This is a genomic window from Streptomyces sp. NBC_01116, assembly GCF_041435495.1.
Taxonomy (GTDB): domain Bacteria; phylum Actinomycetota; class Actinomycetes; order Streptomycetales; family Streptomycetaceae; genus Streptomyces.
The window spans coordinates 1,872,008-1,898,590 of record NZ_CP108644.1 but is presented as its reverse complement, the minus strand read 5'-3'; the positions used below and the strand labels follow the sequence as shown (position 1 = coordinate 1,898,590).

Below are 26,583 nucleotides of genomic sequence, written 5' to 3'. Positions count from 1 at the left end.
GAACATCCGCTTCGCAGGGTGGTGCCGGGTATGGGATTCGAACCCACATGTCCTCTCGGACAGAGGTGTTTGAGACCTCCGCGTCAACCAATTGCGCCAACCCGGCGTGGTGGCCGATCAGCAGTGTACCTGGTGACAGAAGGCGGCAGCAGGTAGGTAGGCTGCTTCGCAGCAGTGCCTGCCCTGAATCAAGGAGCCCCGTGACCACCCCCGAGTCGCCCCAGCCCGTAGACGCCGTCGACGACGACAAGTCGCACGTCCCGCCGCTGACGACCCGCGTCGTCATCGCCGAGGACGAGGCCCTCATCCGCCTCGACCTCAAGGAGATGCTGGAGGAGGAGGGTTACTCCGTGGTCGGTGAGGCGGGCGACGGGCAGCAGGCCGTCGAGCTGGCCCGGGAGCACAAGCCGGACCTCGTCATCCTGGATGTGAAGATGCCGGTCCTCGACGGCATCTCCGCCGCCGAGAAGATCGCCGAGGAGTCCATCGCCCCGGTCCTCATGCTCACCGCGTTCTCGCAGCGCGACCTCGTCGAGCGGGCCCGGGACGCCGGGGCCATGGCGTACCTCGTGAAGCCGTTCAGCAAGAGCGACGTGGTGCCGGCCATCGAGATGGCCGTCTCCCGGTTCGCGGAGCTGAAGGCACTGGAGAGCGAGATCGCGGACCTCTCCCAGCGGCTGGAGACCCGGAAGCTGGTGGACCGGGCCAAGAGCATCCTGCAGACGGATTACGGGCTCTCCGAGCCGGCCGCCTTCCGGTGGATCCAGAAGACGTCGATGGACCGCCGGATGTCGATGCAGCAGCTGGCGGAGGCGCTGATCGAGGACGCCGAGGAGAAGAAGAAGTCGGCCGAGTAGCCGCGTACACGGAACGAGGACGAGAGGCCCGCACCCCGGAGGATCGGGGTGCGGGCCTCTCGCGTACGGCAGGGGCGTCAGTCCTCGCCGAGGTAGGCCTTGCGGACCGACTCGTCGTGGAGCAGGTCCGAGCCCGGGCCGGAGAGGACGATCTTGCCGACCTCCATGACGTGACCCTGGTCCGCGAGGGACAGGGCGGCCTGGGCGTTCTGCTCGACGAGCAGGATCGTGGTGCCCGACGCCTTGAGCTCGACGATGGTCTCCATGATCTTCTGCATCATGATCGGGGAGAGTCCCATCGAGGGCTCGTCGAGCATGAGCAGCTTGGGCTGGGACATCATGGCGCGTCCCATGGCGAGCATCTGCTGTTCTCCGCCCGAGAGGGTGCCCGCGGCCTGCTTCCGGCGTTCCCCGAGGATGGGGAAGAGGTCGTAGGCGCGCTGGACGTCCTTCTCGATGCCTGCCTTGTCGTTGCGGAGGTAGGCGCCGAGGAGGAGGTTCTCGGTGATCGTCAGCCGGGGGAAGATGTGGCGGCCCTCGGGGGAGTGGGCGATGCCCAGGGAGACGATCTTGTGGGCGGGGATGTTGGCCAGCGGCTTGCCCTCGAAGAGGATGCGGCCGCTGAGCGGCTTGAGCAGTCCGGAGAGGGTGCGCAGCGTGGTGGTCTTGCCCGCGCCGTTGGTGCCGATGAGGGTGACGACCTGGCCGGCGTCGACGGTGAAGGAGATGCCCTTGACCGCTTCGATCTTGCCGTAGGCGACCCGGAGGTCTTCGACCTCTAGCAGTGCGGTCATCGGGTGCCCTCCTCATCGGTGCTGGTGGTGTCGGGCGTGGTGTCCTTCGCCGGGGTGGCGGTGCGGGTGGTGGTTCCGGCGTGGGCCTCCGCCGCTTCGACCTCGGCGACCTCGTCGGCGCCGGGGGCGCCTTCGAAGGGGGTGCCGAGGTAGGCGGCGACGACGCGTTCGTCGGCCTGGACGTCGCCGGGGGTGCCCTCGACGAGTTTCTCGCCCTGGACGAGGCAGGCGACGCGGTCGCAGAGGTTGAAGATGAACCGCATGTCGTGCTCGATGACGAGGACGGCGACGCCTTGGTCCCGGATGGCGAAGATGAGTTCTTCGGTGACGCGGGTTTCCTGGGGGTTCATGCCTGCGGTGGGCTCGTCCAGGAGGAGGAGCCCGGGGTCGCTGGCCAGCGCGCGGGCGATTTCGAGCTTGCGCTGGTCTCCGTAGGGGAGGTTGCGCGCGAGGTGGTCGGCCTTGTCCTGGAGGCCGATGAACTCCAGGAGTTCCATGGCGCGTTCGCGGCTGGCGTCTTCTGCCTTGTGGTAGCCGGGGAGGCGCAGGAGGGCCGACCAGAGGCCTTCCTTGGTCCGGGTGTGGCGTCCGACGAGGACGTTCTCCAGGACGGTCATGTTGGAGAAGAGCCGGATGTTCTGGAAGGTGCGGGCGATGCCGGCCTTGGTGACGAGGTGGGGCTTGGGCGGCAGGACGGTGCCCTTGTAGCTGACCTTGCCCTCGGTGGGGATGTAGAGGCCGGTGAGGCAGTTGAAGAAGGTGGTCTTGCCGGCGCCGTTGGGGCCGATGAGACCGACGATCTCTCCGCTGTTGACGGTGAGGTCGACGTCGCGTACGGCGGTGAGTCCGCCGAACCGCATGGTGACGCCGCTGGCGTCGAGGACCGTGGTGGCAGGGTTGGCCGGGGTGGTCGTCGTGGTGGTCATGTGGTCACGCCCCCGCCTTCGTGGTGCCGGCGGCCTGGTCGGTGAGTGGGACGTCCGGTGGGACGTCGAGTTGGCCGGTCTCGTGGAATTCGAGCTGCTTCCTGCGGTCGGCGACGAGCCCTTCGGGGCGGAAGCGCATCAGGAGGATGAGCGCGATGCCGAAGAGGAAGAGCTGGTAGTCCTGCATGAACTGCAGCTTGGCCGGGATGAGGTAGAGCAGTGCGGCGCCGACGAGGGGTCCGCTGAGGGTTCCCATGCCGCCGAGGATGACGGCGGCGAGGAGGAAGGCGGAGTTCGGGGGCACCGAGCCGGCGAACTGGTACTGCTCGGGCGTCACGGTGTAGGAGACGTGGGCCTGGACGGTACCGGCGAGTCCGGCGAGGGTGGCGCCGAGGGCGAAGGCGAGCAGCTTGAGCCGGAAGGCGTTGATGCCCATGGCGGTGGCGGCGGTCTCGTCCTCGCGGATGGCGACCCAGGCGCGGCCGATGCGGGATTCTCCGGAGCGTCGGAAGACCAGGACGACGACGGCGGTGAAGACGAGCATCAGCAGGTAGTAGTTGGCCGACCTGCCGAGGGTGAATCCGGCGATGTCGTGGCTGACGCCGAAGTCGAAGCCGAAGAGGTTGAGGTCGGGGATGCTCGGGATGCCCTGGGAGCCGTTGGTGAGGTCCGGTCCGCTGACGCCGTTGAGGGCGTTGACGGTGAGCCGGAAGATCTCACCGAATCCGAGGGTGACGATGGCGAGGTAGTCGCCGCGCAGTCGCAGGGTCGGGGCGCCGATGACGACGCCGAAGACCAGGGAGGCCGCGGCGCCCGTGAGGACGGCGGCCCAGAAGGGGAACTGGACGCCGACCGGGGAGAGCGGGGAGCCGGAGACCAGGGCGGCGGCGTAGGCGCCGACGCCGAGGAAGGCGACGTATCCGAGGTCGAGGAGGCCGGCGAGGCCGACGACGACGTTGAGGCCGAGCGCGACGGTCGCGAAGATGAGGATGTTCGCGCCGATGAGGGCGTACTGCTCGTTCTGCTGGGTGAAGGGGAAGCAGAACGCCGCGATGAGTGCGGCGGCGAGTGTGACGTTGCGGTGCTTCGTGGTCAGCCGGGTGATGCGGGCGATGAGCCCGGCCCGGGTGAGGGCGGTGAAGCCGAACGCGACGCTGATGATGTAGCCGATGAAGAGTTCGGCGTACTCGGTGTCGATGCCGTACGTGAAGACGTGGAGGGCGACGCCGAAGGCTCCGGCGATGATGAGGATCTCGGCCCAGTTGGGGAGTTCCTTGGCGCGCCGGATCTCGCGGGGGTTGGGGCCGAGGCGGATGTAGCGCCAGAGCGGGTAGGTGATCAGCCCGGTGACGATGGTGAGGCCGATGAAGGCGGGCCAGCTGAACTGGGGCTGGGATTCCTTGGTGTGCCGGTCGAGCGGCAGGCCGAGGGAGGCGATCACCGTGAGGAGTGAGGCCGCCATGGCGACGAAGCCGCCGGGTTCGAGGTTGGCCAGTCCGCCGAGTTCCGCGGCGATGGCGATGGTGGTGAACCAGGTGGTGGCGAAGGTGCCGAGGGCGACGAAGAAGGTGGAGTTGTTGCCGCCGGCGGGATTGAGCCAGCCGAGTCCTCGTACGCCGTAGCCGGCGGTGGCGAAGAGGAGGGTCAGCAGTGCGCTGATGAGGGTGAGGACCTGGAGGCCGCCGGGGTATCCGTAGACGGTGAGGTCGCCGGGGAAGGCGTCGGTGTAGGTCCAGGCGAGGAAGGTGGAGACGACCGTGAGCGCGGCACCGGCGACGGTGGCCGCGCGGGCGGCTGTGGTGGGGACGGGGATGACCGGGGTGGTCTCGGTGGTGTTGATCGTCATGGTCATCACGCCCGATCCGCGACGCGTTCGCCGAGCAGGCCCTGGGGGCGTACGAGGAGGACGATGATGAGGAGCGCGAAGGCCCACACGTCCTTCCAGGCGCCGCCGCCGAAGAGTTCCATGCCGGGGACTTCGCTCATGTAGCCGGTGGCGAGGGCTTCGGCGACGCCGAGGACGATGCCGCCGAGCATGGCGCCGTAGATGTTGCCGATGCCGCCGAGGACGGCCGCGGTGAAGGCCTTGAGGCCCATGATGAAGCCCATGCGGAAGCCGATCTGGCCGTTCTTGAGCCCGTAGGCGACGGCGGCGACGGCGGCGAACGCGGCACCGATGGCGAAGGCCATGACGATGATGCGGTCGGTGTTGATGCCCATGAGCTTGGCGGTGTCGGGGTCCTGGGAGGTGGCCTGCATGCCGCGGCCGGACCGGGTCTTGGAGACGAAGAGTCCGAGGGCGAGCATGCACAGGGGGGCCACGACGAGGACGAAGATGTCGCCGCGCTGGATGGTGGCGCCGAGGATGTCGAAGGCTTCGCCTTCGAACTGGGGGAAGGAGCGGTCCTTGGTGGCGTCGGGGTACCACATCCACACCGCTTGCTGGAGGGCGAGGGAGAGCCCGATGGCCGTGATGAGTGGTGCCAGGCGTGGTCCGCCGCGCAGGGGCCGGTAGGCGAAGCGCTCGGCGGCCATGCTGATGGCGACGGCGGCTATGACGCCGCCGACGATCATGAGGGGTATCGCGGCTATGAGGGAGAATCCGGACGGAAGCCCGAGGTAGACCGTGAGGGCTCCGAAGCCCCCGATCATGAAGATCTCGCCGTGCGCGAAGTTGATGAGCTGGATGATTCCGTAGACCATCGTGTAACCGATCGCGATGAGACCGTACATCGCGCCGAGGATGAGTCCATTGGCCAGCTGTTGCGGCAGTTCGTTCACCGCAGGGCCTCCGTGGAGTGGTTCGGATATGGCACCGCGCGGGAGGGCTCGTAGCGCTCCCGCGCGGTCTGGTTGCTTTGTGTGGTGGTGGCGGGGGCGGTGCCCGGCCGGTGGTTACTCGACGGTGCCGCTGATCTTGGAGACCCACTTGCCGCCGGTGACCTGGTAGGCGGTCATCAGGGTGTTGGTGGTGTCGCCGAACTCGTCGAAGGAGACGGGGCCGGTGACGCCCTCGAACTTGACCTTGGCCATGGCTTCGAGGACCTTGGCGCGGCCGTCCTCAGCGGGGATCTTGCCGTCGTTCTCGGCGGCGACGATCTTGACGGCCTCGATGATGGACCAGGTGGCGTCGTAGGTGCCGCCGCCGTAGGCCTCGTAGGCGTCCTTGTAGCCGGCCGTCTTGTAGTCCGCGATGAACTTCTTGGCGGACTCCAGCTCCTCGACGGGCTTGCCGACGGAGGTGGCGATGTCGCCTTCGGCCTTCTTGTTGAGCTTGATGAAGTCGGCGCTGTACATGCCGTCGCCGCCCATGAAGGGGATCTTGACGCTGTCCTTGATCTGCTGGCTCAGCGGGGCGCCGGCGGGGTACTCGCCGCCGTAGTAGACGGCCTTGGCCTTGGAGCTCTTGACCTTGGTGGCGACGGAGTTGAAGTCGCGGTCCTCGGGGTTCACGTGGTCGGTGCCGACGATCTTGCCGCCGAGCTCGGTGAACGTGGCCTTGAAGGAGGCGGCGAGTCCGGCGCCGTAGGGCTTCTGGTCGTCGATGAGGTAGACGTCCTTGATCTTCGCGGTCTCGAAGAGGTACTTGGCCGCGAAGGCGCCCTGGATCTGGTCCGTGGTGGCGGTGCGGAAGTAGGACGCGTAGGGGCGCTTCTTGTCGCCGGCCTTCCAGGCGTTGCCCTGGGTCAGCTCGGTGCCGGTGTTGGCTGGGGAGACCTGGGTGAGCTTGGCGTCGTTGAGCGGCTTCTGCATCGACTGGGCGACGCCGGAGTTCAGCGGGCCGACGACACCGAGGACCTCTTTGGTGTCGATGAGCTTGACGGCGTTCTGCTGGCCGACGGAGGGCTGGGCCTGGTCGTCGAGTGCTTCCAGCTTGAAGGTGATGCCGGGGACGGTCTTTTCCTTGTTCGCCGTCTTGACGGCGAGGTCGGCGGAGTTCTTGATGCCGAGGCCGAGGGCGGACAGGTCGCCGGTGAGCGGGGCGTCGAGGCCGATGACGACCGTCTGGTTGCCGCCGTCGCCGCCGCCGCTGTTCTTGCTGTCGTCGCGCGAACCGCAGGCGGTGAGGGTGAGTGCTCCGGTGGTGAGCACTGCGGTGAGTATGAGCAAAGAACGGTGTCGCACGAAAGGTCCTTTCCCTGGCGCGGCCTCCTCTGCTTGAGGTGCCGTGACGATCGCCGGGCCGTACTGGGTTGGTACAGGGCCGTGCAGCAGACGCGCCCGGCGGCGCGGTGACTGGCCGTGACTCTAAGCGCAGCCGGGGGCCACCGGGACCGGTCGGCGGCGGATGTGACTCTCTTGTTATGCCCTTGAGCAAGGCTTGAGGTTCCTGTGAGGACATGTGGCGGTTTCGCCTGGAGTGCGGAGCGACCACATGGTGAGAACGCGCAGCTCTGCTAAGGGGCTTGGGGTGATCTTGGTGCTGACGCCGTTCGGTGGCGGCCGCGGGCAGGGCGAAGCTCCCCGGGTGCCGGCGGTCGGGGGGCGCGGCCGGATTCCGCATTTCCCGTACGTTACGCAGTGTTACATCGGTGCCCGGGGCGGCGGGGCCGCGGGGGCTGATGTGGCTGCTGAGTGGCTCATGGAACGCGGCTTGCCGTCAAGGAAGTTGACCGAGTGTGTTGGCCAACTGTCGTTCTTTGGTGGGGAAATGACACTGCCCGGCCGGAATGCACAGGGTGTGATTCTGGCCGGGCAGGCGGTTTCGCGCTGTGGGGGAGGGGGTTGGCGGGGTGGGGGTCAGCCCGCTTCGGGCCGGGGGGTGTCGCGGAGGAGGCAGGTGAGGCGCGCGGTGCAGACCCGCTTGTCCTGTTCGTCGGTGATGACGATCTCGTAGGTGGCGGTGGAGCGGCCCTGGTGGACGGGGGTGGCGACGCCGGTGACGAGGCCGTTGCGGACGCCCCGGTGGTGGGTGCAGTTGAGGTCGACGCCGACGGCGAGCTTGGAGGCTCCCCCGTGGAGCATGGAGCCGATGGAGCCGAGGGTTTCGGCGAGGACGGCGGAGGCGCCGCCGTGCAGGAGGCCGTAGGGCTGGGTGTTGCCCTCGACGGGCATGGTGCCGACGACGCGGTCCGCGGAGGCCTCCACGATGGTCACGCCCATGCGTTCGCCGAGGTGGCCGGCGGAGAAGAGGGCGGGCAGGTCGACGCCGAGTGCCGCGTACTCGTCGATGACTTCCTGCGGGAAGAGGGGTGCGGTGTGCTCGCCCATGGGTCCGGCTCCGTTTCGGTGCGCTCGTTCGTTGCTGTCTGCACTGTTCCTATCAGACGGCTGAGCGAACGCTTAGGGAGTGGCGGGTTTTCCGTCGCTCCGGGTGCTCTCGAAGCGGATGACGACCGATTTGCTGGCGGGGGTGTTGCTGGTGTCGGCCGTGGAGTCCAGGGGGACCAGGACGTTGGTCTCCGGGTAGTAGGCGGCGGCGCAGCCGCGGGCGGTGGGGTAGTGGACGACGCGGAAGCCCTCCGCGCGGCGCTCGACGCCGTCCTTCCACTCGCTGACGAGGTCGGTGTACGCGCCGTCGGCGAGGCCGAGGGCGGCGGCGTCCTCGGGGTTGACCATGACGATGCGGCGGCCGCCCTTGATGCCCCGGTAGCGGTCGTCGAGGCCGTAGATGGTGGTGTTGTACTGGTCGTGGGAGCGCAGCGTCTGCAACAGCAGCCTGCCGTCGGGGAGTTCGGGGTACTCGACGGGGGCGGCGGTGAAGTTGGCGCGGCCGGTGGCGGTGGGGAAGCGGCGCTCGTCGCGGGGTGCGTGGGGGAGGGTGAAGCCGCCGGGGCGGGCGACGCGGGTGTTGAAGTCCTCGAAGCCGGGGACGACGCGGGAGATGCGGTCGCGGATGGTGGCGTAGTCCCGTTCGAAGGCCTCCCAGTCGGTGCGGGAGCCGGCGCCGAGGACGGCGCGGGCGAGGCGGGCGACGATGGCCGGCTCGGAGAGCAGGTGGGGGCTCGCGGGGGCGAGGTTGCCGCGTGAGGCGTGGACCATGCCCATGGAGTCCTCGACGGTGACGAACTGCTTGCCGCTCGCCTGGACGTCCTTGTCGGTGCGGCCGAGCGTGGGCAGGATCAGGGCGCGGGTCCCGGTCACGGCGTGCGAGCGGTTGAGTTTGGTCGAGACGTGGACGGTGAGGCGGGCGCGGCGCATGGCGGCCTCGGTGACGGCCGTGTCGGGTGTGGCCGCGACGAAGTTGCCGCCCATGGCGAAGAAGACCTTCGCCTCGCCGTCGCGCAGGGCCTGGATGGAGCGCACCACGTCCAGGCCGTGGTGGCGCGGCGAGGTGATGCCGAACTCCTTGTCGAGGGCGTCGAGGAAGGCCGGGGCGGGCCGTTCGAAGATGCCCATGGTGCGGTCGCCCTGGACGTTGGAGTGGCCGCGCACCGGACAGACTCCGGCGCCGGGGCGGCCGATGTTTCCGCGCAGGAGGAGGAAGTTGACGACCTCGCGGATGGTGGGCACGGAGTGCTTGTGCTGGGTGAGGCCCATCGCCCAGCAGACGATGGTGCGCCGGGAGGCGAGGACGAGGGCGAGGGCCTGTTCGATCTCGGCGCGGGTGAGGCCGGTCGCGGTGAGGGTCTCGTCCCAGTCGGCGGCCTCGGCGGCCTTGGCGAACTCCTCGTAGCCGTGGGTGTGTTCGGTGACGAACGCGGTGTCGACGGCGCCGTCGGCGGCGAGGATCAGCTTGTTGAGGAGGCGGAAGAGGGCCTGGTCGCCGCCGATGCGGATCTGGAGGAAGAGGTCGTTGAGGGCGGTGCCCTTGATCATGCCCTGCGGCGTCTGGGGGTTCTTGAACCGTTCCATGCCGGCTTCGGGCAGCGGGTTCACCGAGATGATCTTCGCGCCGGAGTTCTTCGCCTTCTCCAGGGCGGAGAGCATCCGGGGGTGGTTGGTGCCGGGGTTCTGGCCGGCGACGATGATCAGGTCGGCCTGGTGGAGGTCCTCCAGCGAGACGCTGCCCTTGCCGACGCCGATGGTCTCGTTGAGCGCGGAGCCGGACGACTCGTGGCACATGTTGGAGCAGTCGGGGAGGTTGTTGGTGCCGAACTCGCGGGCGAAGAGCTGGAGGAGGAACGCGGCCTCGTTGCTGGTGCGGCCCGAGGTGTAGAAGAGGGCCTCGTCGGGGGAGTCGAGGGCGGTCAGCTCCTCGGCGATGATCGCGAACGCCCGCTCCCAGCTCACCGCCTCGTACCGGTCGGCGCCCTCGGGGAGGTACACCGGCTGGGTGATCCTGCCCTGCTGGCCGAGCCAGTAGCCGCTGCGCTCCGCGAGGTCGGCGACCGGGTGGGCGGCGAAGAAGCCGGGGGTGACGCGGCGCAGGGTCGCCTCCTCGGCGACGGCCTTGGCGCCGTTCTCGCAGAATTCGGCGGTGTGCCGTTCGTCGCCCTCGGGCCAGGCGCAGCCGGGGCAGTCGAAGCCGTCCTTCTGGTTGACCTTGAGGAGGGTCTGCGCGGTGCGGCGCACGCCCATCTGCTGCCTCGCGATGCGCAGGGAGTGGGCGACGGCGGGCAGCCCGGCGGCGGCGTGCGGGGCCGCTTCGACCTGCGGGGCGTCCTGGACCGGGTCACCGGTCGGCGGCTTGGTGGCCATGATGCTGCTCCCCTTCGAGCGCTCTTCCGCGTGGCGAGGTGGTGCATGTCCTCACCATCGATCCTGTCACGGCCGCGCAAGGCCGTGCCCGGTCCGGATTGTCAGTGGGCCGTGGCAGGATCGGGGGCGTGGCTGAGACGGCATCGAAGAAGACGGCAGACAACCGACCGCGCCTGCTCCTCATGGACGGGCACTCCCTGGCGTACCGGGCGTTCTTCGCCCTGCCCGCGGAGAATTTCACGACGGCGGTGGGGCAGCCGACGAACGCCGTGTACGGCTTCATGTCGATGCTGGCGAACACCCTGCGTGACGAGGCGCCCACGCACTTCGCGGTGGCGTTCGACGTGTCCCGCAAGACCTGGCGGGCGCAGGAGTTCCCGGAGTACAAGGCGAACCGCTCCAAGACCCCCGACGAGTTCAAGGGGCAGGTCGAGCTGATCGGCGAGCTGCTGGACGCGATGCACGCGGACCGGTTCGCGGTCGACGGTTTCGAGGCGGACGACGTCATCGCGACGCTGGCGACCCAGGCCGAGGCGGCCGGGTTCGAGGTGCTGATCGTCACCGGCGACCGGGACTCCTTCCAGCTGATCACGGAGAACGTGACCGTGCTGTACCCCACCAAGGGGGTCTCCGAGCTGACCCGGTTCACCCCGGAGAAGGTCGTCGAGAAGTACGGGCTCACGCCCCAGCAGTATCCGGACTTCGCCGCCCTGCGTGGCGACCCGTCGGACAACCTCCCCGGCATCCCCGGGGTCGGTGAGAAGACGGCCGCGAAGTGGATCAACCAGTTCGGTTCCTTCGCCGAGCTGGTCGAGCGGGCGGAAGAGGTCAAGGGCAAGGCCGGGCAGAATTTCCGCGACCACCTGGACGCGGTGAAGATGAACCGGGTGCTGACCGAGATGGTCCGCGACGTGGAGCTGCCGAAGACCCCGGCCGAGCTGGAGCGCGCCCCGTACGACCGGACGGCGGTCACCGGTGTCCTGGACATACTGGAGATCCGCAACCCGAGCCTGCGCGAGCGCCTCCTCGCCGTCGATCCGGGTGCGGCGGAGGCCGAGCCGCCCGCGCCCGCCGCCGGGATCGAGCTGGACGGGGCCGTGCTCGGCTCCGGCGAGGTCGCCCCGTGGCTGGAGGCGCACGGCGCGCAGCCGCTCGGCGTCATGACGGTGGACACCTGGTCGCTGGGCGCCGGCACGGTCACCGAGATCGCGCTCGCCGCCGCCGACGGGGCCGCCGCCTGGCTGGACCCGACGCAGCTGGAGGAGGCCGACGAGCAGGCGTTCGCGGCCTGGGTCTCGGACCCGGCCCGCCCGAAGGTCCTGCACAACGCGAAGAACGTGATGCGGGTCTTCCCCGAGCACGGCTGGCGGCTCGAAGGCGTCGCGATGGACACCGCGCTCGCGGCGTATCTGGTGAAGCCGGGCCGCCGGTCCTTCGCCCTGGACGCGCTGGCCGTGGAGTATCTGGGCCGGGAGCTGGCCCCGGCCGCCGCCTCCGACGGGCAGCTGGCCTTCGGCGCGGACGACCGGGCCGAGCAGGACGCCCTGATGGCGCAGGCCCGTGCCGTGCTCGACCTGGGCGACGCGTTCACCACCCGTCTTACGGAGGTGGGCGCGGCGGAGCTGCTGCACGACATGGAGCTGCCGACGTCGATCCTCCTGGCCCGTCTGGAGCGGCACGGGATCGCCGCGGACCGGGCCCACCTGGAGGGGATGGAGCAGCAGTTCGCGGGGACCGTGCAGCAGGCGGTGAAGGAGGCGCACGCGGCGGTGGGCCGTGAGTTCAACCTCGGATCGCCCAAGCAGCTCCAGGAGATCCTCTTCGGCGAGCTGGGCCTGCCGAAGACGAAGAAGACCAAGACGGGATACACGACGGACGCGGACGCGCTGGCCTGGCTGGCCGCGCAGACCGAGCACGAGCTGCCGGTGCTGATGCTGCGCCACCGAGAGCAGGCCAAGCTGCGGGTCACCGTCGAGGGCCTGGTCAAGACGATCGCCGCCGACGGCCGGATCCACACCACGTTCAACCAGACGGTGGCGGCGACCGGCCGGCTCTCCTCCACCGATCCCAACCTGCAGAACATCCCGGTCCGCACGGACGAGGGCCGGGCGATCCGCCGGGGCTTCGTCGTCGGCGAGGGCTTCGAGACGCTGATGACGGCGGACTACAGCCAGATCGAGCTGCGGGTGATGGCGCACCTCTCCGAGGACGCCGGTCTGATCGAGGCGTTCACCTCCGGCGAGGACCTCCACACCACGGTCGCCTCGCAGGTCTTCGGCGTGGAGAAGGACGCGGTCGACGCGGAGATGCGCCGCAAGATCAAGGCCATGTCCTACGGCCTGGCCTACGGTCTCTCCGCGTTCGGCCTCTCCCAGCAGCTGAACATCGACCCGGCCGAGGCCCGGGTGCTGATGGACACCTACTTCGAGCGGTTCGGCGGCGTACGGGACTATCTCCACCGGGTCGTCGAGGAGGCCAGGGCCACCGGGTACACGGAGACGATCCTCGGCCGGCGCCGCTATCTTCCCGACCTGAACAGCGACAACCGCCAGCGCCGCGAGGCCGCCGAGCGGATGGCGCTGAACGCCCCGATCCAGGGCACGGCCGCGGACATCGTGAAGGTGGCGATGCTGCGGGTGGACCGGGCGCTGACCGAGGCCGGGCTGACCTCGCGGATGCTGCTCCAGGTCCACGACGAAATCGTCCTGGAGATCGCGAAGGGCGAGCGGAAGCGGGTGGAGGAGATCCTGCGCCACGAGATGGCCCACGCGGTCGAGCTGCGCGCCCCGCTCGACGTCTCGGTCGGCGTCGGCAAGGACTGGGAGTCGGCCGCGCACTGAGCCGCCGACGGAGGCCGGGCCCGGACCGTGTCACGGTTCCGGGCCCGGCCTCCTGCTCGCTCGCTGCTCGCTGCCTGCTCGCTCCCTGATCCGACCTGACCCGAACGGGAGGCCTACCCCCGGCCGGCCGGGGCTTCCCTGCGGGACTCCTCCGGTTCCGGCGTCCGCTCCGGGCCCCGCGTCCCGCGCCGCCCGCGCGGCAGGCGCATCCACACCCCGTACAGCAGCAGGCCGGCCGCCAGTCCGGCGCCCGCGCCGAAGCAGGCCGTGGGGATGATGTCGAGCGGGCTCTCCACCCGGCCGAAGCGGGCGTACCAGCGGACGCACCGGTGGACGACGCCGAGCAGCACGCACAGGCCCAGCAGGCCGAGCGCGCCCCACCTCTCCCGGCGGCCGAGCACCGGCACCTCCCCGGGCGCGGGGGCCTTCGGCGTCAGCCGGAGCCCGGTGGCGGCGAACCAGCCGATGACCAGGAGGGCCAGGGCCGAACTGCCGTACTGGACGAGCTGGAACACCGGGAATCCGCCGACGCTGCTGCTGAGCACCGGCAGCAGCTCCGTCCCCCACCGGCTGTGGTGGGTGAACGCGTCCCACACCACATGCGTGGCCGCGCCCAGCGCGGCGGACACGGCGAACCACAGCCAGGCGGAAGGACCGAAGGAGGCGCGCGTCCACCGCTGCCCCCGGACGTAGGCGTGGACGCGGCCCCGTACCCGTACCGGCAGCAGCGCCGCCAGCGGCTCCCGCAGCAGGACCCACACCGTCACCAGCACCGCGGCGATGCCCACGTTCACCGTGACCACCCCGAGGAAGGTGTGCGTGAACGATCCGAACTCCATCGCCCCGGGGATCACCGTGTCCGCGAAGTACGTGATGTCGGGCGCGAACGAACCGGCGACGAGGGCGGAGGGGAACAGCGGCCAGCGGGCCGTCCCGTTCCGGCGGATCGCCGGGAGCACGGCGGCGGCATGACTGAGCGTGAACGGCATGGCGGCAAGTATGCGCGACCGTTAGGGCACCCTTCCATGGCCGCCAGGACAACATGCGCCCGCGAACGTGAAAATACAGTAAGAAGCGGTCAGGGCTCGGTGCTCCGGCGACACAAGGTGCCGTAGGGTCGCTGGAGTCCTTGCGCTGGGGAGCGCGAGCAGCCTTCGAGGGGGAGGGACCGGAACGTATGGCAGCGCACATTCGCCGACGTCTGCGCAAGGGGGCCACGACCACCGCGGTGGCGGCGGCCGCCGTGGCGGCACTCGCGGCCTCGCAGGCGCCCGCAGCGACCCTGGCCGACGGCCCCGCCGGCGGCGGTGACCCGAAGGCGGCCGGTGAGGACACCGCGAGCGCCGAGGACGACGGCGCCGCGACCGGCAACTCGCCCTACTACACGGACCTTCCGCCCCTGGTCACGCCCGACCGGCCCGGAGCCTCCAGCAACCTGCCGACGACCGGCAGCGCGGAAGCCGGCATTCCGGCGTCGATCCTGGCCGCGTACAAGCAGGCCGAGCAGACCGTCGCGACCACCGACCCCGCCTGCCGGCTCCCCTGGCAACTCCTCGCGGCGATCGGCAAGGTCGAGTCCGGCCAGGCCCGCGGCGGACGCGTCGACGCCAACGGCACCGCGAGCCCCCGGATCCTAGGCCCGGCCCTCAACGGCCAGGGCTTCGCCCTGATCAAGGACACCGACGGCGGGGCGTACGACGGCGACGCGGTCCACGACCGCGCGGTCGGCCCCATGCAGTTCATCCCGTCGACCTGGGCCTCCTGGGGCCAGGACGCCAACGGCGACGGCCGCAAGGACCCCAACAACATCTACGACGCGGCGCTCGCCGCCGGCCGCTACCTCTGCGCCAACGACCGCGATCTGGCCATCGCCGCCGACCTCGACAAGGCCGTGCTGAGCTACAACCGGTCGAACGAGTACCTGCGTACGGTCCGCTCCTGGTTCTCGTACTACCAGCGCGGTACGCACGAGATCCCCGACGGCACCGGAACGCTGCCGACCACTCCGAGCACCCCCTCCCCGAACCCGGGCCCGAGCACCGACCCCGGCCCGAGCACCACCCCGAGCCCGAAGCCTTCCCCGGACAAGCCGGGCGGGAAGCCGAGCCCGGGCCCCTCGAAGCCCGGCGACGGCTCCACCAGCCCGACGCCGAAGCCGCCGAAGCCGCCCACCTCCAAGCCGACGCCGGCCGAGACCTTCGGCTCCCTGGAGAACGCGGGCACCGGTCCGCTGCGCGCCACCGCGGGCCAGGCGTTCGACGAGCGGGTCTCCGTCCTCGCCCGCAACGCGCTGGGCGCCCCGCTCGGCAAGGTGCCCGTCACCTTCACCGTCACCGGGAACACCGGCACGCTCTTCGCCGGCGGCAAGAAGACCGTCACCGTGCGGACCGGGTCCGACGGCACCGCCACCGCGCCGGAGCTCAAGGCCGGCGAGAAGGCGGGGGAGTTCACGGTGACCGCCGTCGCGGGCACCGGCCGGCCGCGCACCCTGACCTACGCGGCGACCGTCACCGCCCGCCAGGCCGACGCGATCGCCCGGACCGACGAGAAGGCGCTCGTCGCCGCACCCGGCGAGAAGTTCGCAAACGCCGTCACCGTCAAGGCCACGTACAAGGACGCCTCGGCGGCCGGAGTGGCCGTCACCGCCACCATGGTCAAGGACCCCCTGGGGCTGTTCGACAACGACAAGGGCCCGTACTTCAAGGACGCGGCCGGGAAGCCGGTGCGCACCCTGACGACCCTGACGACGGACGCCGAGGGCGTGCTCCGGCTCCCGGAGATCTTCGCGGACGACACCGAGGGCACCTTCAAACTGCGCCTCACCACCGAGGGCGGCGCCTCGGTCGTCATCGAACTCACCGTCCAGGCCCCGGAGGAGGCGGCCCCCGAGGAGGCGGCCCCGGAGGAGACCGCCCCGGAGGAGACGGCGACCCCCGAAGCCTGACCCCGCGGCACCCGCCGCACCGCAACGACACCGCACAGCCCCTCGGTCATCCGGCCGAGGGGCTGTCCGCTGTGTTCTCATCTCGCGCCCCGGTTGCTACGGTGCCCCAGCCCTGACGACCCATCAGGTCGCCGTCATCGGACCACCGCCCCGGGAGGCCGATCATGCGTGCCCTCGTCGCCGCCGCCATCGGACTGGCCGCCGCCCTCGCGCTCGTGTTCACCGTCTCCGCCGTCGGCTCCCCGGCCGGGGAGACCTCGCCGAAACCCCTGCTGACCACCGTCCCGGGACCCAAGAGATAGCCGCCGCAGAGGGAGAGGTCACCACCATGCGCCGCCGAGCCGGTCTCGTACTCCTGGCCTTCGCCGTGTTCTTCACCGCCCTGTCACCGCTGCTGCGCTGGTACGCCTTCCCGCGCCTGGCCAAGGTCCCGCCGAACCAGTACCAGGAAGTCGTCCTGGAGGCGTCGCCCGCGACCCTCCTCGACTACACCACCCTCAAGGCCAGGAAGGTCGAGAAGGTCACCATCGTCCAGACGCTCAAGGGCAACGTCGAGGAGTCCGAGAAGATCGAGCGCAGCGCCGGACGCGACGTCGTCGTCTGGGACGCGCTCTCCTACATCCAGGGCCCCGACGGCAGGATGGTCTCCGAGATCCCCGAGCGCTACATCTTCGACGCCCACTCCCAGGCCCCCGTCAACGCCACCGGCGAGATGGTCGACGGCGACCCGGTCCGGCGCGAGGGCATCGAGTACAAGTGGCCCTTCCTCACCGAGAAGCGGGACTACGAGTACTTCGACGCCCAGAGCCGCACCACCGCCCCCATCCACTACCGGGGCACCCGGACCTTCCGCGGCCTGGAGGTCTACTACTTCGAGCAGACCATCCCGTGGACCGAGGTCCCGATGCCCAAGAAGATGCCCATCGAGGGCATCACCGCCGAACAGATCGCCCAGACCGGCATGACCCGCTGGTACACCACCAAGCGCATGTTCTGGGTCGACCCCGTCACCGGAGCCCCCGTCAACGGCGAGGAGATCCACACGGAAGAGCTGCGCGACGCCGAGAAGATGGGCATGTCCGAGGACACCGTCACCGCGTTCTCCGGCCATGTGAAGATGCGCGAGGACTACATCGCGGACACGGTCGACCTGGTGAAGTCCCAGCGCGTCCTGGTCCTCCTCCTCACCGCGTACCTGCCCTGGGGCTTCCTCGGCCTCGGCCTCGGACTGCTCGCGCTCGCCCTCTGGCTGGAGGCGCGGTCCCGGGCCGCGGAGAGCCCTACGACCGCTTGAGACGCGCCGAGGTGAACCGCGTCGCCGGTACGGTCGCGGGGTCCTCCGGCCACGGATGCTTCGGGTAGCGGCCGCGCAGCTCCGCCCGCACCGCCCGGTACCCCTCCCGCCAGAACGACGCCAGGTCCGCCGTGACGGCCGCGGGCCGCCCGGCGGGGGAGAGCAGGTGCACCAGGACCGGCACCCCGGCCACCCGGGGCGTCTCGGCCATCCCGAACAACTCCTGGAGCTTCACCGCCAGGACGGGCTGCTCGCCGCCGTACTCGACCCTGATCCGGGAGCCGCTCGGCACCTCGATCCGCTCCGGCGCCAGCTCGTCCAGCCGGGCCGCCTCCCCGGTCGCCCACGGCAGCAGCCGCCGCAGCGCCTGGCCCGCGTCGATCCGGCCCAGGTCCGCGCGCCGCCGCGCCCGTGACAGCTCCGGCTCCAGCCACGCCCCGGTCCCCGCGAGCAGCGCCTCGTCCGACACGTCCGGCCACGGCGCGCCCAGCACGCGGTGCAGGAACGCCAGCCGCAGCCGGAACTGCCCACTGTCCCGGGTCCACCGCAGCAGCCCGAGCCCCTCCCGCCGCAGCCCCTCCACCAGGGCCCCGCGCACCAGCTCCGGATCGGGCTGCCGCAGCGGCCGCACCGCCAGCTCCACCGCACCCAGCCGGTCCACCGACCGGGCCACCACGTCGCCGTCCACCCAGCGGACCTCCTCGCCCCGCACCCGCAGATGCCCGGCGGCCAGCAGCGCGGTCGGCTCGTCGACCACCGCCGCCAGCCGCACCCGCGCCGACGCCGCGTGGGAGGGCCGGTCCGCGACCGCCACGGCCAGCCAGGGCGCGCTGCGCAGCCGTGAGGCGTCCCGCAGCTCCGCGCCCGTGCCCGACGCCATCAGGAAGGCCCCGTCGCCCCGGGCCCGCGCCACCCGCTCCGGGAACGCCAGCGCGGCGACGAGGCCGACGACGGCGTCGTCCGGACGGGCCCCGCCGGAGTCGGCGCCGTCCACCTGGCCCGACAGCCGGCGCACCTCCTGCTTCCAGCGCGCCGCGTATCCGTCCTGGCCCCGGCGGGCGGTCCGCAGCGCCGCCGCGAGATCGTCCCCGTACTCCCTCGGCGGCTCCTCGCTCAGCAGCGCCACCACCTCCGCGGCCCGCCGCGCCCCGGCCTCCCGGGCGCCGTCCAGCAGGGCCCGAGCCAGCCGGGGATGCAGCCCGAGCCGGGACATCCTCACGCCGCGCCCGGTGACCCGGCCCGCCTCGTCCACCGCGCCGATCGCCTCCAGCACCTCCCGGGCGGCACCCATCGCCCCGGCGGGCGGCGGGTCCAGCAGCGCGAGCGAGGAGGCGCCCGGATCGCCCCAGCACGCCGCCTGGAGCGCGAAGGCGGCGAGATCGGCGACCTTGATCTCGGGCGATGGGAAGCGTGCGAGCCGCCCGTCCTCGGCCTGGTCCCAGCACCGGTACACCGCCCCCGGAGCCTCCCGCCCCGCCCGCCCGGCGCGCTGCCGCCCGGCCGCCTGGGAGGCCCGTACGGTGCTCAGGGCGCTCAGCCCCCGGGCGTGGTCGGTACGCGGTTCCCGGGCGAGACCCGAGTCGACGACGACCCGCACGCCCGGCACCGTCAGCGACGACTCCGCCACCGAGGTCGCCAGGACCACCCGCCGCCCCCCGGAGGACCCGGCGAGCACCGCGTCCTGCACGGCGGCCGGAGCCCGCCCGTGCACCTGGAGCACCTCCGCGTCCACCCCCGCGAGCTGCCCGGCCACCCGCCCGATCTCCCCGACGCCGGGCAGGAAGCAGAGCACGTCCCCCTCCCGCTCACCGAGCGCCCGCCGCACGGTCGCCGCCACATGCGTCAGCAGCGCGGGGTCCACCCTCATCCCGTGCGGCGGCTTCACCGGACGGGCGGGCGGCGCCCAGAGGACCTCCACCGGATGCGAGACGCCCTCCGCCTCGATCACCGGGGCGTCGCCGAGCAGCCGCGCCCAGCCCTCCGCGTCCGTCGTCGCGGACGCCGCCACCAGCCGCAGATCGGGCCGGATCGTCTCCCGTACGTCCAGGAGGAACGCGGCGACCGTGTCCGCGTCCAGGTGCCGCTCGTGGCACTCGTCGATGATCACCACGTCCACCCCGGCCAGCTCCTGGTCCCGCTGGAGCCGCTGGAGCAGCACCCCGGTGGTCACGACCTCCACCACCGTGTCCCGCCCCACCACGCGCTCGCCGCGCACCGTGAAGCCGACCCGCTCGCCCGGCCGTTCGCCCAGCAGCCAGGCCATCCGCCGCGCCGCCGCCCGCGCGGCGATCCGGCGCGGCTCGGCCACCACGACCCGGCGCACCGGGCCCCCACCGGTCAGCCCGGCCAGCACCAGCGGGACGAGCGTCGTCTTGCCGGTGCCGGGCGGGGCGCACAGGACGGCGACGCCCCGGTCGTCGAGCGCGCGCCGCAGGGCGGGCACGGCGGTGCGGACGGGCAGTCGGTCCAGGGCTTCGGTGCGGATCACGCCCCCAGTGTCGTACGGGAGCGTCCCCAGGCCTTCCGCACCCCGGCCCGTCGGCGGCTCAGCCCCGCTCGCAGACGAAGATCGCCGTGCCCGGGATCAGGTTGCCGCGCAGCGGGGACCAGCCGCCCCACTCCTGGTCGTTCCAGGCGGGCCATTCCGGTTCGACCAGGTCGACCAGCCGGAAGCCGCCGGCCACCACGTCCCGGACCCGGTCGCCCAGCGTGCGGTGGTGTTCCACGTAGACGGCGTCGCCGTCCTCGCCCTGCTCCACGTAGGGGACGCGGTCGAAGTAGGAGGCGGCGACGGACAGCCCCTCGGGTCCGGGCTCGTCCGGGAAGGCCCAGCGGATCGGGTGCGTCACGGAGAACACCCAGCGCCCGCCGGGCCGCAGCACCCGGTGGACCTCGCGGAAGACCCGCACCGGGTCGGCGACGAACGGCACCGCCCCGTACGCGGAGCAGGCCAGGTCGAAGGACCCGTCCCGGAACGGGAGCCGGCCCGCGTCGGCCTCGACGAGCGGGACGTCCCCGCCGATCCGCAGCGCGTGCTGGAGCTGGCGGTGGGAGAGGTCGAGCGCGACCGGGCGGGCGCCCTGCCCGGCCAGCCAGCGCGAGCACTGGGCGGCCCCGGCGCCGATCTCCAGGACGTCGAGGCCCTTGAGGGAGGCGGCGGGCCCCAGCAGGGCGGCGTCCGCCTCGTCGAGTCCTTCCGGACCCCAGACGAAGCGGTCGTCCCCCAGGAAACCGCCGTGGTCGCTCTGGTACTCGTCGGCGTTCCGGTCCCACCAGCCGCGGCTGGCCCGGCTGCTCTCCGCCTCGTCCGCCGCGCGGCGCGTGGCCTCCGGCTCCGGCGGCTCCGCGGGTTCTGCGGAGTAGGTCCCGTGGATCTCTTGGCTCATCGTGCCCGTCGTTGTAGTTTGCCTTCACCCGCCGCGCGCGGTACGTACCTGGGGGCGCACCCCGGAGGTACGGACGCGCGTCCGCGGCGCCGTGCCGTAGTGTTCTCGGGCCGATGCGGCCTCGGACAACACGAGTTGTGCCGGAATCGGGGCGATGCGCCCCGGGTGTGCGCCTTCGCGCATTGACCCTGTCCGGCTGCCCCCGTATGCTACAAGTTGCGCTGCGAGCCTGCGCGCCTCAGACCTAGCAGGCCGCGCTCGCGTCTGTTGCATGTCCCCTCGGTTGTCGAGGCGTCTCTCCGGAAACGGATTGCGCGCTTTCCAGGCTGTCCGGCTTCTGCAGAGGCGATACGGGCTTTCGGCGTAGCAGTACCTACGACTCTCTGTCCGTACCGGAGCCCTTTCCCACATGACGAGCAGCACCGAGACCACCGCCACCACTCCGCAGGTTGCGGTCAACGACATCGGCGACGCGGACGCGTTCCTCGCGGCGATCGACGAGACGATCAAGTACTTCAACGACGGCGACATCGTTGACGGTGTCATCGTCAAGGTTGACCGGGACGAAGTTCTCCTCGACATCGGTTACAAGACCGAAGGTGTCATCCCGAGCCGCGAGCTCTCGATCAAGCACGACGTCGACCCGAACGAGGTCGTCAAGGTCGGCGACGAGATCGAGGCCCTGGTTCTCCAGAAGGAGGACAAGGAAGGCCGCCTGATTCTCTCGAAGAAGCGCGCTCAGTACGAGCGTGCCTGGGGCACCATCGAGAAGATCAAGGAAGAGGACGGCATCGTCACCGGTACCGTCATCGAGGTCGTCAAGGGTGGTCTCATCCTCGACATCGGCCTCCGTGGCTTCCTGCCGGCGTCGCTCGTCGAGATGCGTCGCGTCCGCGACCTCCAGCCCTACGTGGGCAAGGAGCTCGAGGCCAAGATCATCGAGCTGGACAAGAACCGCAACAACGTGGTCCTGTCCCGCCGTGCCTGGCTCGAGCAGACCCAGTCCGAGGTTCGCCAGACGTTCCTCACGACCCTCCAGAAGGGTCAGGTCCGCTCCGGCGTCGTCTCCTCGATCGTCAACTTCGGTGCCTTCGTGGACCTGGGTGGCGTCGACGGTCTCGTGCACGTCTCCGAGCTGTCCTGGAAGCACATCGACCACCCCTCCGAGGTTGTCGAGGTCGGCCAGGAAGTCACCGTCGAGGTCCTCGACGTCGACATGGACCGCGAGCGCGTCTCCCTGTCGCTCAAGGCGACGCAGGAAGACCCGTGGCAGCAGTTCGCCCGGACGCACCAGATCGGTCAGGTCGTCCCGGGTAAGGTCACCAAGCTCGTTCCCTTCGGTGCGTTCGTCCGCGTCGACGAGGGCATCGAGGGTCTGGTCCACATCTCCGAGCTGGCCGAGCGCCACGTGGAGATCCCGGAGCAGGTCGTCCAGGTCAACGACGAGATCTTCGTCAAGGTCATCGACATCGACCTCGAGCGTCGTCGCATCAGCCTCTCGCTGAAGCAGGCCAACGAGTCCTTCGGTGGCGACCCGGCCTCGGTCGAGTTCGACCCGACGCTGTACGGCATGGCCGCGTCGTACGACGACCAGGGCAACTACATCTACCCCGAGGGCTTCGACCCCGAGACCAACGACTGGCTCGAGGGCTTCGAGGCGCAGCGCGAGGTCTGGGAGACCCAGTACGCCGAGGCGCAGACGCGCTTCGAGCAGCACCAGGCCCAGGTCATCAAGTCCCGCGAGGCCGACGAGGCTGCTGCGGCCGAGGGCGCTGCTGCCCCGGCCGGCGCTGCTCCGGCCGCCTCCGGTGGCAGCGGTGGCGGTGGCGGCGGCTCCTACTCCTCGGAGTCGGCGGACAACTCCGGCGCCCTGGCGTCGGACGAGGCCCTTGCCGCGCTGCGCGAGAAGCTCGCGGGCGGCCAGAGCTGACGCTCTGACCCCGGCGGCTCATCGGCTGCGGTAGCTGTACAGCGGTAAGTGAGGCCCGTTCCCTTCGGGGGGCGGGCCTCACTCGCGTTCACGGGACGGGGCGGAGCGGGCGGCTACGGGGTGACGGCGATGTTCGTGAGCCCCTTGCCGCCGCTGACGGTGTTGCTGGCGTAGACGGTGGTGCGGCAACCGGAGCTGTTGTTGGTGACGTTGATGGCGAGCTGCTTGTCGCCGGTGGCTCCGGAGAGGTTCGAGGAGTTGCCCCGGAAGACGGTGCCGCAGCCCCAGCCGCTCTGCTGGGTGTGCGTCTCGTAGCCGTTGTTGGTGGTGCGGGACCCCTTGTTGCCCTCCACCAGGACGTTGTTGCCCTTCACGTCGACCCAGGAGTCGTCGTAGTTGGCCCCGGTCAGTCCGTGGCCGTCGAAGGTGTTGCCGATGATCCTCGCGCCGGTCGTGCCCTCCTTGATGTCGATGCTCTCGCCGCCGACGTCCGGGCCGATGGTGTTGTTCAGGATCTGCGCGTTGTCGCTGCGGTCGGAGAGGTCCCCGGCCGAACCGACGTACACGCCCTCGCCCATGCCGCGCCCGTTCTGCCCGGTGTCGTAGATCCGGGAGTTCTTCAGGACGCCGTCCTTGCTGGACTTACGGAAGTGGACGCCTTCCATGTCGAGGTCGTGCACGGTCACCGCGTCGATGACGACGCCGTTCGCCGCGTCGGTCATGATGCCCTTCTGGCCGCCCTTGAGGGTGATGCCCTGGACGGTCCAGTACGAGGCGCCGTTCAGGTGCAGCCCGTAGCCGCCGCCCGCGGTCAGGACCGCGCTGCTGGAGCCGGTGAGGGTGATCCGTGCTCCGGAGGCGCCGGGCCGGGTGGCCTTGAAGTTCCCGGTGTACGTGCCGTCGGCGAGCCGGATCGTGTCACCGGGGGAGACGGTGGTGAGCGCCGACTTGAGCTGGGCCGCGGTGCTGACGTCGATGACCGCGGCGTTCGCGGTCCCGGCGCCGGCCAGGGTGAGGCCGCCGGCGGCCAGGGCGGCGGCGAGCAGGGCGGTGAGGGGGGAGCGGGTGCGCATGGGGGTGCCTTCCCGTGGAGGAGTCCGGACGTCCGCGTGCGGTGGTGCTCGCGCGAGGTTCGCGCATATCGACGTTCCCGTACATGAACGTGAGACGGGTGACTGAACGTTGTGCTCAGTGACGGTAGGGATGCCGACGGGGTGCGTCAAGGTCTGGACCAGGATCGGTGGGCCGTGCCGGAGAGACCGAACGGCCCGCGCGGCACGGGCGGCTGACGTGCCGTGAACCGGTCCCGCCGGGGAAAGGGCCGGGTGCGGGGAATGCGCGTGCCGCGCTTCGCGTTCTTCCCTAGGAATACGAGGAGGAGCGGTAACCGTGCCTGATCCGCAGAGTTTGTACGAATGGGAGCCGAAGGGCCTGGCCGTCGTCGACATGGCGCTGGCCCAGGAGTCGGCCGGCCTGGTCATGCTCTACCACTTCGACGGCTACATCGACGCGGGCGAGACCGGCGAGCAGATCGTCGACGGCCTGCTCGAAACGCTGCCGCACCAGGTCGTCGCGCGCTTCGACCACGACCGGCTCGTCGACTACCGCGCACGGCGCCCCCTGCTCACCTTCCGGCGCGACCGCTGGACGTCCTTCGAGGCCCCCACCCTGGAGGTGCGGGTGGTCCAGGACGCCACCGGAGCCCCCTTCCTGCTGCTGTCGGGCCCGGAGCCGGACGTGGAGTGGGAGCGGTTCGCCGCCGCCGTCGAGCAGATCGTCGAGCGCCTCGGCGTCCGGCTCGCGGTGAATTTCCACGGCATCCCGATGGGCGTCCCGCACACCCGCCCCGTCGGCATCACCCCGCACGGCAACCGCACCGACCTGATGCCCGGCCACCGCAGCCCCTTCGACGAGGCCCAGGTGCCCGGTTCGGCCGAAGCCCTCGTCGAGTACCGGCTGATGGAGTCCGGCCACGACGTCCTCGGCGTCGCCACGCACGTCCCGCACTATGTCGCCAGGTCCTCCTACCCGGACGCGGCGTTGACCGCGCTGGAGGCGATCACCGCGGCGACCGGTCTCGTGCTGCCCGCGCTCGCGCACTCCCTGCGCACCGAGGCGCACCGCACCCAGACCGAGATCGACCGGCAGATCGGCCAGGGCGACGAGGAGCTGGTCACCCTCGTCGAGGGCCTGGAGCACCAGTACGACGCCGTCGCCGGCTCCGAGACGCGCGGCAACCTCGTCGCCGAGCCGGTCGACCTGCCGTCCGCCGACGAGATCGGCCGCGAGTTCGAACGCTTCCTCGCCGAGCGGGAGGGCGAGGGCTGAGCGCCCCCGTCCGGCCCGTAGGCTGCGGCCCATGCTGAAAGTGGGCCTGACCGGCGGCATCGGCGCCGGCAAGAGCGAAGTGTCGCGGCTGCTCGTCACGTACGGCGCCGTCCTGATCGACTCCGACCGGATCGCCCGTGAGGTCGTCGAGCCCGGTACGCCCGGACTCGCGGCCGTCGTCGAGGAGTTCGGGCCGGACGTCCTGACCGCCGAAGGCGCTCTGGACCGCCCGGCGCTCGGCGCGCTCGTCTTCGCCGACGCCGGGCGGCTGGCCGCGCTCAACGCGATCGTCCACCCGCTGGTCGGCGCCCGAGCGGCCGAACGGGAACGGGCGGCTCCCGAGGACGCCGTCGTCGTCCACGACGTCCCCCTCCTCGTGGAGAACGGGCTCGCCCCCTTGTACGACCTGGTCGTGGTCGTCGACGCCTCCGCCGAGACCCAGCTCCACCGGCTCGTCACGCTGCGCGGAATGACGGAGTCCGACGCCCGTGCCAGGATGGCCGCACAGGCCACCCGCGAGCAGCGCCGGGCCGTCGCCGACCGGATCGTGGACAACGACGGGCCGCTGGAGGCGCTGGAACCGCAGGTCCGCGCGGTCTGGGAGGAGTTGGTCCGCAGGGCCGCCGCCCGCTGAGCCCGCGCACGGGGACGCCCCGGCCGGACGTACCGGAATACCGGCTCCGGGGCGTACGTTGGAAACCCGCGAGGGAAGGGAAGGACGCGACCGTGCCAGAGAGGAATCCGCAGACCCACGTCATCGACTTCCGCGCGGCCGAGCGACTGCTCGACGCCCGGGACCCCCGGGGTGCCGTCAAGCTCCTCGACTCGGTGATCGCCGCGCATCCGGAGAACACCGCCGCCCGGCTGCTCCGGGCCCGCGCCTTCTTTGCCGCCGCCCAACTGCGCCCCGCCGAGCTGGAGTTCGAGCTGGTGCTGGAGCGCGAGCCGGACAACGCGTTCGCCCACTTCGCGCTGGCCCGCACCTTCGAGCGGGCCGGTCGCCCCGAGCAGGCGACCCGGCACTTCCGCCTGGCGGCGGCGCTCGACCCGAAGCCGGAGTACCTGCGGGCCGCGAAGTTCGACGAGCGGGCCTGAACGCTCTGCCTAGGGCGTGTTTCGAAAGTAGCGCCGTCCGCCCGGAGGGCGGGCTCGGCGGCGTCTGGTGCGTGCGATCGCAAGGCGGAGGGTCGCCCCGATACGGGATGTATCGGGGTGATCCCGACAACGCGGCGAGCGTGCGTGCCAGGCGTCGCCGAGCAGGCGGGACTTTCGAAACACGCCCTAGCCGCGCCCGGTGGAAGGGCCCGCCCGCCCTCCGTTCCGCCGGCCGCCGTCCGGCCCCGGCCCGCGCGGACGGCCGTGGCCCGGCTCGTACGGCGGGACGTCACGGCCCGGCTGGTAGCGCGGGCCCTGGCGCATCCGGTACGTGATCACGCCGAGGTCCAGGATCGCGAGCAGCAGCACCACGCCGCAGGCCGCCGCCCAGCCCGGCCGTCCGGTCAGCGAGAACGCCACCACGCCGAAGAGGGTCCAGAGCAGGCCCCACAGGCTCAGCCAGAGCCGCATCCGCAGCGGACTGCGGGCGGTCGCGGGTTCACTGCCGGTACGCATGGCGATCACCTCACACCACCAGCATGGACCCGTCCGGCACCGGACGGGACAGGGGGCCGCCGGGCGGTGCCCGACCGCTACGCCGCGGAATC

General features: G+C 71.0%; 21 protein-coding genes and 1 tRNA gene. 9 read left to right on the top strand and 13 right to left on the bottom strand.

Annotation, left to right across the window (positions count from 1 at the left end):
• Positions 1-19 precede the first annotated feature (19 nt).
• Positions 20-106: transfer RNA gene (locus OG245_RS08250), tRNA-Leu, on the bottom strand.
• A gap of 94 nt (positions 107-200) precedes the next feature.
• Here OG245_RS08250 and OG245_RS08245 point away from each other — a divergent pair.
• The gene (locus OG245_RS08245; protein WP_003969810.1) at positions 201-857 is read left to right on the top strand and encodes an ANTAR domain-containing response regulator; all 657 of its coding nucleotides are present in this window, start codon (positions 201-203) and stop codon (positions 855-857) included.
• A 77-nt stretch (positions 858-934) separates the two neighbouring features.
• Here OG245_RS08245 and OG245_RS08240 read toward each other — a convergent pair whose 3' ends face one another.
• The 7 genes from OG245_RS08240 to OG245_RS08210 form a co-directional block, all read right to left on the bottom strand.
• Positions 935-1,651, bottom strand: coding sequence for an ABC transporter ATP-binding protein (locus tag OG245_RS08240; RefSeq protein ID WP_371622867.1), 717 nt, complete (start codon positions 1,649-1,651; stop codon positions 935-937).
• Positions 1,648-2,577 (bottom strand): ABC transporter ATP-binding protein, encoded by a 930-nt coding sequence (locus OG245_RS08235; protein ID WP_371622866.1) that lies wholly within the window; start codon positions 2,575-2,577, stop codon positions 1,648-1,650. The genes OG245_RS08240 and OG245_RS08235 overlap by 4 nt, the downstream gene beginning before the upstream one ends.
• A gap of 4 nt (positions 2,578-2,581) precedes the next feature.
• Positions 2,582-4,429, bottom strand: coding sequence for a branched-chain amino acid ABC transporter permease (locus OG245_RS08230; RefSeq protein WP_371622865.1), 1,848 nt, complete (start codon positions 4,427-4,429; stop codon positions 2,582-2,584).
• Positions 4,429-5,358, bottom strand: coding sequence for a branched-chain amino acid ABC transporter permease (locus OG245_RS08225; RefSeq protein WP_371622864.1), 930 nt, complete (start codon positions 5,356-5,358; stop codon positions 4,429-4,431). Before OG245_RS08225 ends, OG245_RS08230 begins: the two co-directional genes overlap by 1 nt.
• Before the next feature lie 114 nt (positions 5,359-5,472).
• On the bottom strand, positions 5,473-6,687 hold the full coding sequence (locus OG245_RS08220) for a branched-chain amino acid ABC transporter substrate-binding protein (protein WP_371627838.1): 1,215 nt from the start codon (positions 6,685-6,687) through the stop codon (positions 5,473-5,475).
• Positions 6,688-7,317: 630 nt separating this feature from the next.
• Positions 7,318-7,788, bottom strand: a complete 471-nt coding sequence (locus OG245_RS08215) for a hotdog fold thioesterase (protein ID WP_327331019.1) — start codon at positions 7,786-7,788, stop codon at positions 7,318-7,320.
• A 72-nt stretch (positions 7,789-7,860) separates the two neighbouring features.
• Positions 7,861-10,158 carry an FdhF/YdeP family oxidoreductase gene (locus OG245_RS08210; protein ID WP_371622863.1) on the bottom strand — a complete coding sequence of 766 codons (2,298 nt, stop codon included), beginning with the start codon at positions 10,156-10,158 and terminating at the stop codon, positions 7,861-7,863.
• 128 nt (positions 10,159-10,286) lie between these two features.
• Here OG245_RS08210 and polA point away from each other — a divergent pair, with 128 nt between their 5' ends.
• Positions 10,287-12,998, top strand: a complete 2,712-nt coding sequence (gene polA, locus OG245_RS08205) for a DNA polymerase I (RefSeq protein WP_371622862.1) — start codon at positions 10,287-10,289, stop codon at positions 12,996-12,998.
• Between the two features lie 113 nt (positions 12,999-13,111).
• On the opposite strand, the gene OG245_RS08200 is transcribed toward polA, so the two are convergent.
• On the bottom strand, positions 13,112-13,987 hold the full coding sequence (locus OG245_RS08200; protein ID WP_371622861.1) for a DUF4184 family protein: 876 nt from the start codon (positions 13,985-13,987) through the stop codon (positions 13,112-13,114).
• A gap of 188 nt (positions 13,988-14,175) precedes the next feature.
• On the opposite strand from OG245_RS08200, the gene OG245_RS08195 reads away from it, so the two are divergent.
• From OG245_RS08195 to OG245_RS08185, 3 genes are all read left to right on the top strand, one after another.
• On the top strand, positions 14,176-15,942 hold the full coding sequence (locus OG245_RS08195) for a lytic murein transglycosylase (protein WP_371622860.1): 1,767 nt from the start codon (positions 14,176-14,178) through the stop codon (positions 15,940-15,942).
• A gap of 164 nt (positions 15,943-16,106) precedes the next feature.
• Positions 16,107-16,244, top strand: coding sequence for an SPW_0924 family protein (locus OG245_RS08190; protein WP_106969524.1), 138 nt, complete (start codon positions 16,107-16,109; stop codon positions 16,242-16,244).
• Between the two features lie 26 nt (positions 16,245-16,270).
• On the top strand, positions 16,271-17,236 hold the full coding sequence (locus OG245_RS08185) for a DUF3068 domain-containing protein (protein ID WP_371622859.1): 966 nt from the start codon (positions 16,271-16,273) through the stop codon (positions 17,234-17,236).
• Here OG245_RS08185 and hrpB read toward each other — a convergent pair.
• A complete protein-coding gene (gene hrpB / locus OG245_RS08180) occupies positions 17,223-19,724 on the bottom strand; it encodes an ATP-dependent helicase HrpB (protein ID WP_371622858.1) in 2,502 nt (833 codons plus the stop codon). The genes OG245_RS08185 and hrpB overlap by 14 nt on opposite strands.
• A gap of 58 nt (positions 19,725-19,782) precedes the next feature.
• Complete coding sequence (locus OG245_RS08175) at positions 19,783-20,622, bottom strand: class I SAM-dependent methyltransferase (protein WP_371622857.1); 840 nt, start codon at positions 20,620-20,622, stop codon at positions 19,783-19,785.
• A gap of 409 nt (positions 20,623-21,031) precedes the next feature.
• On the opposite strand from OG245_RS08175, the gene rpsA reads away from it, so the two are divergent.
• Positions 21,032-22,552 (top strand): 30S ribosomal protein S1, encoded by a 1,521-nt coding sequence (gene rpsA, locus OG245_RS08170; protein ID WP_024493912.1) that lies wholly within the window; start codon positions 21,032-21,034, stop codon positions 22,550-22,552.
• A gap of 113 nt (positions 22,553-22,665) precedes the next feature.
• Here rpsA and OG245_RS08165 read toward each other — a convergent pair whose 3' ends face one another.
• On the bottom strand, positions 22,666-23,625 hold the full coding sequence (locus OG245_RS08165; RefSeq protein WP_371622856.1) for a right-handed parallel beta-helix repeat-containing protein: 960 nt from the start codon (positions 23,623-23,625) through the stop codon (positions 22,666-22,668).
• Positions 23,626-23,941: 316 nt separating this feature from the next.
• On the opposite strand from OG245_RS08165, the gene OG245_RS08160 reads away from it, so the two are divergent.
• The 3 genes from OG245_RS08160 (at position 23,942) to OG245_RS08150 (ending at position 25,975) form a co-directional block, all read left to right on the top strand.
• Complete coding sequence (locus tag OG245_RS08160) at positions 23,942-24,880, top strand: PAC2 family protein (protein WP_371622855.1); 939 nt, start codon at positions 23,942-23,944, stop codon at positions 24,878-24,880.
• A gap of 31 nt (positions 24,881-24,911) precedes the next feature.
• The gene (gene coaE, locus OG245_RS08155) at positions 24,912-25,514 is read left to right on the top strand and encodes a dephospho-CoA kinase (protein ID WP_371622854.1); all 603 of its coding nucleotides are present in this window, start codon (positions 24,912-24,914) and stop codon (positions 25,512-25,514) included.
• Positions 25,515-25,606: 92 nt separating this feature from the next.
• Entirely contained in the window at positions 25,607-25,975 is a 369-nt protein-coding gene (locus OG245_RS08150) for a tetratricopeptide repeat protein (protein WP_371622853.1), read from the top strand.
• A gap of 186 nt (positions 25,976-26,161) precedes the next feature.
• Here the strand turns inward: OG245_RS08150 and OG245_RS08145 are convergent, their stop codons facing one another.
• A complete protein-coding gene (locus tag OG245_RS08145) occupies positions 26,162-26,491 on the bottom strand; it encodes a DUF6343 family protein (protein WP_371622852.1) in 330 nt (109 codons plus the stop codon).
• Positions 26,492-26,583: the final 92 nt, after the last annotated feature.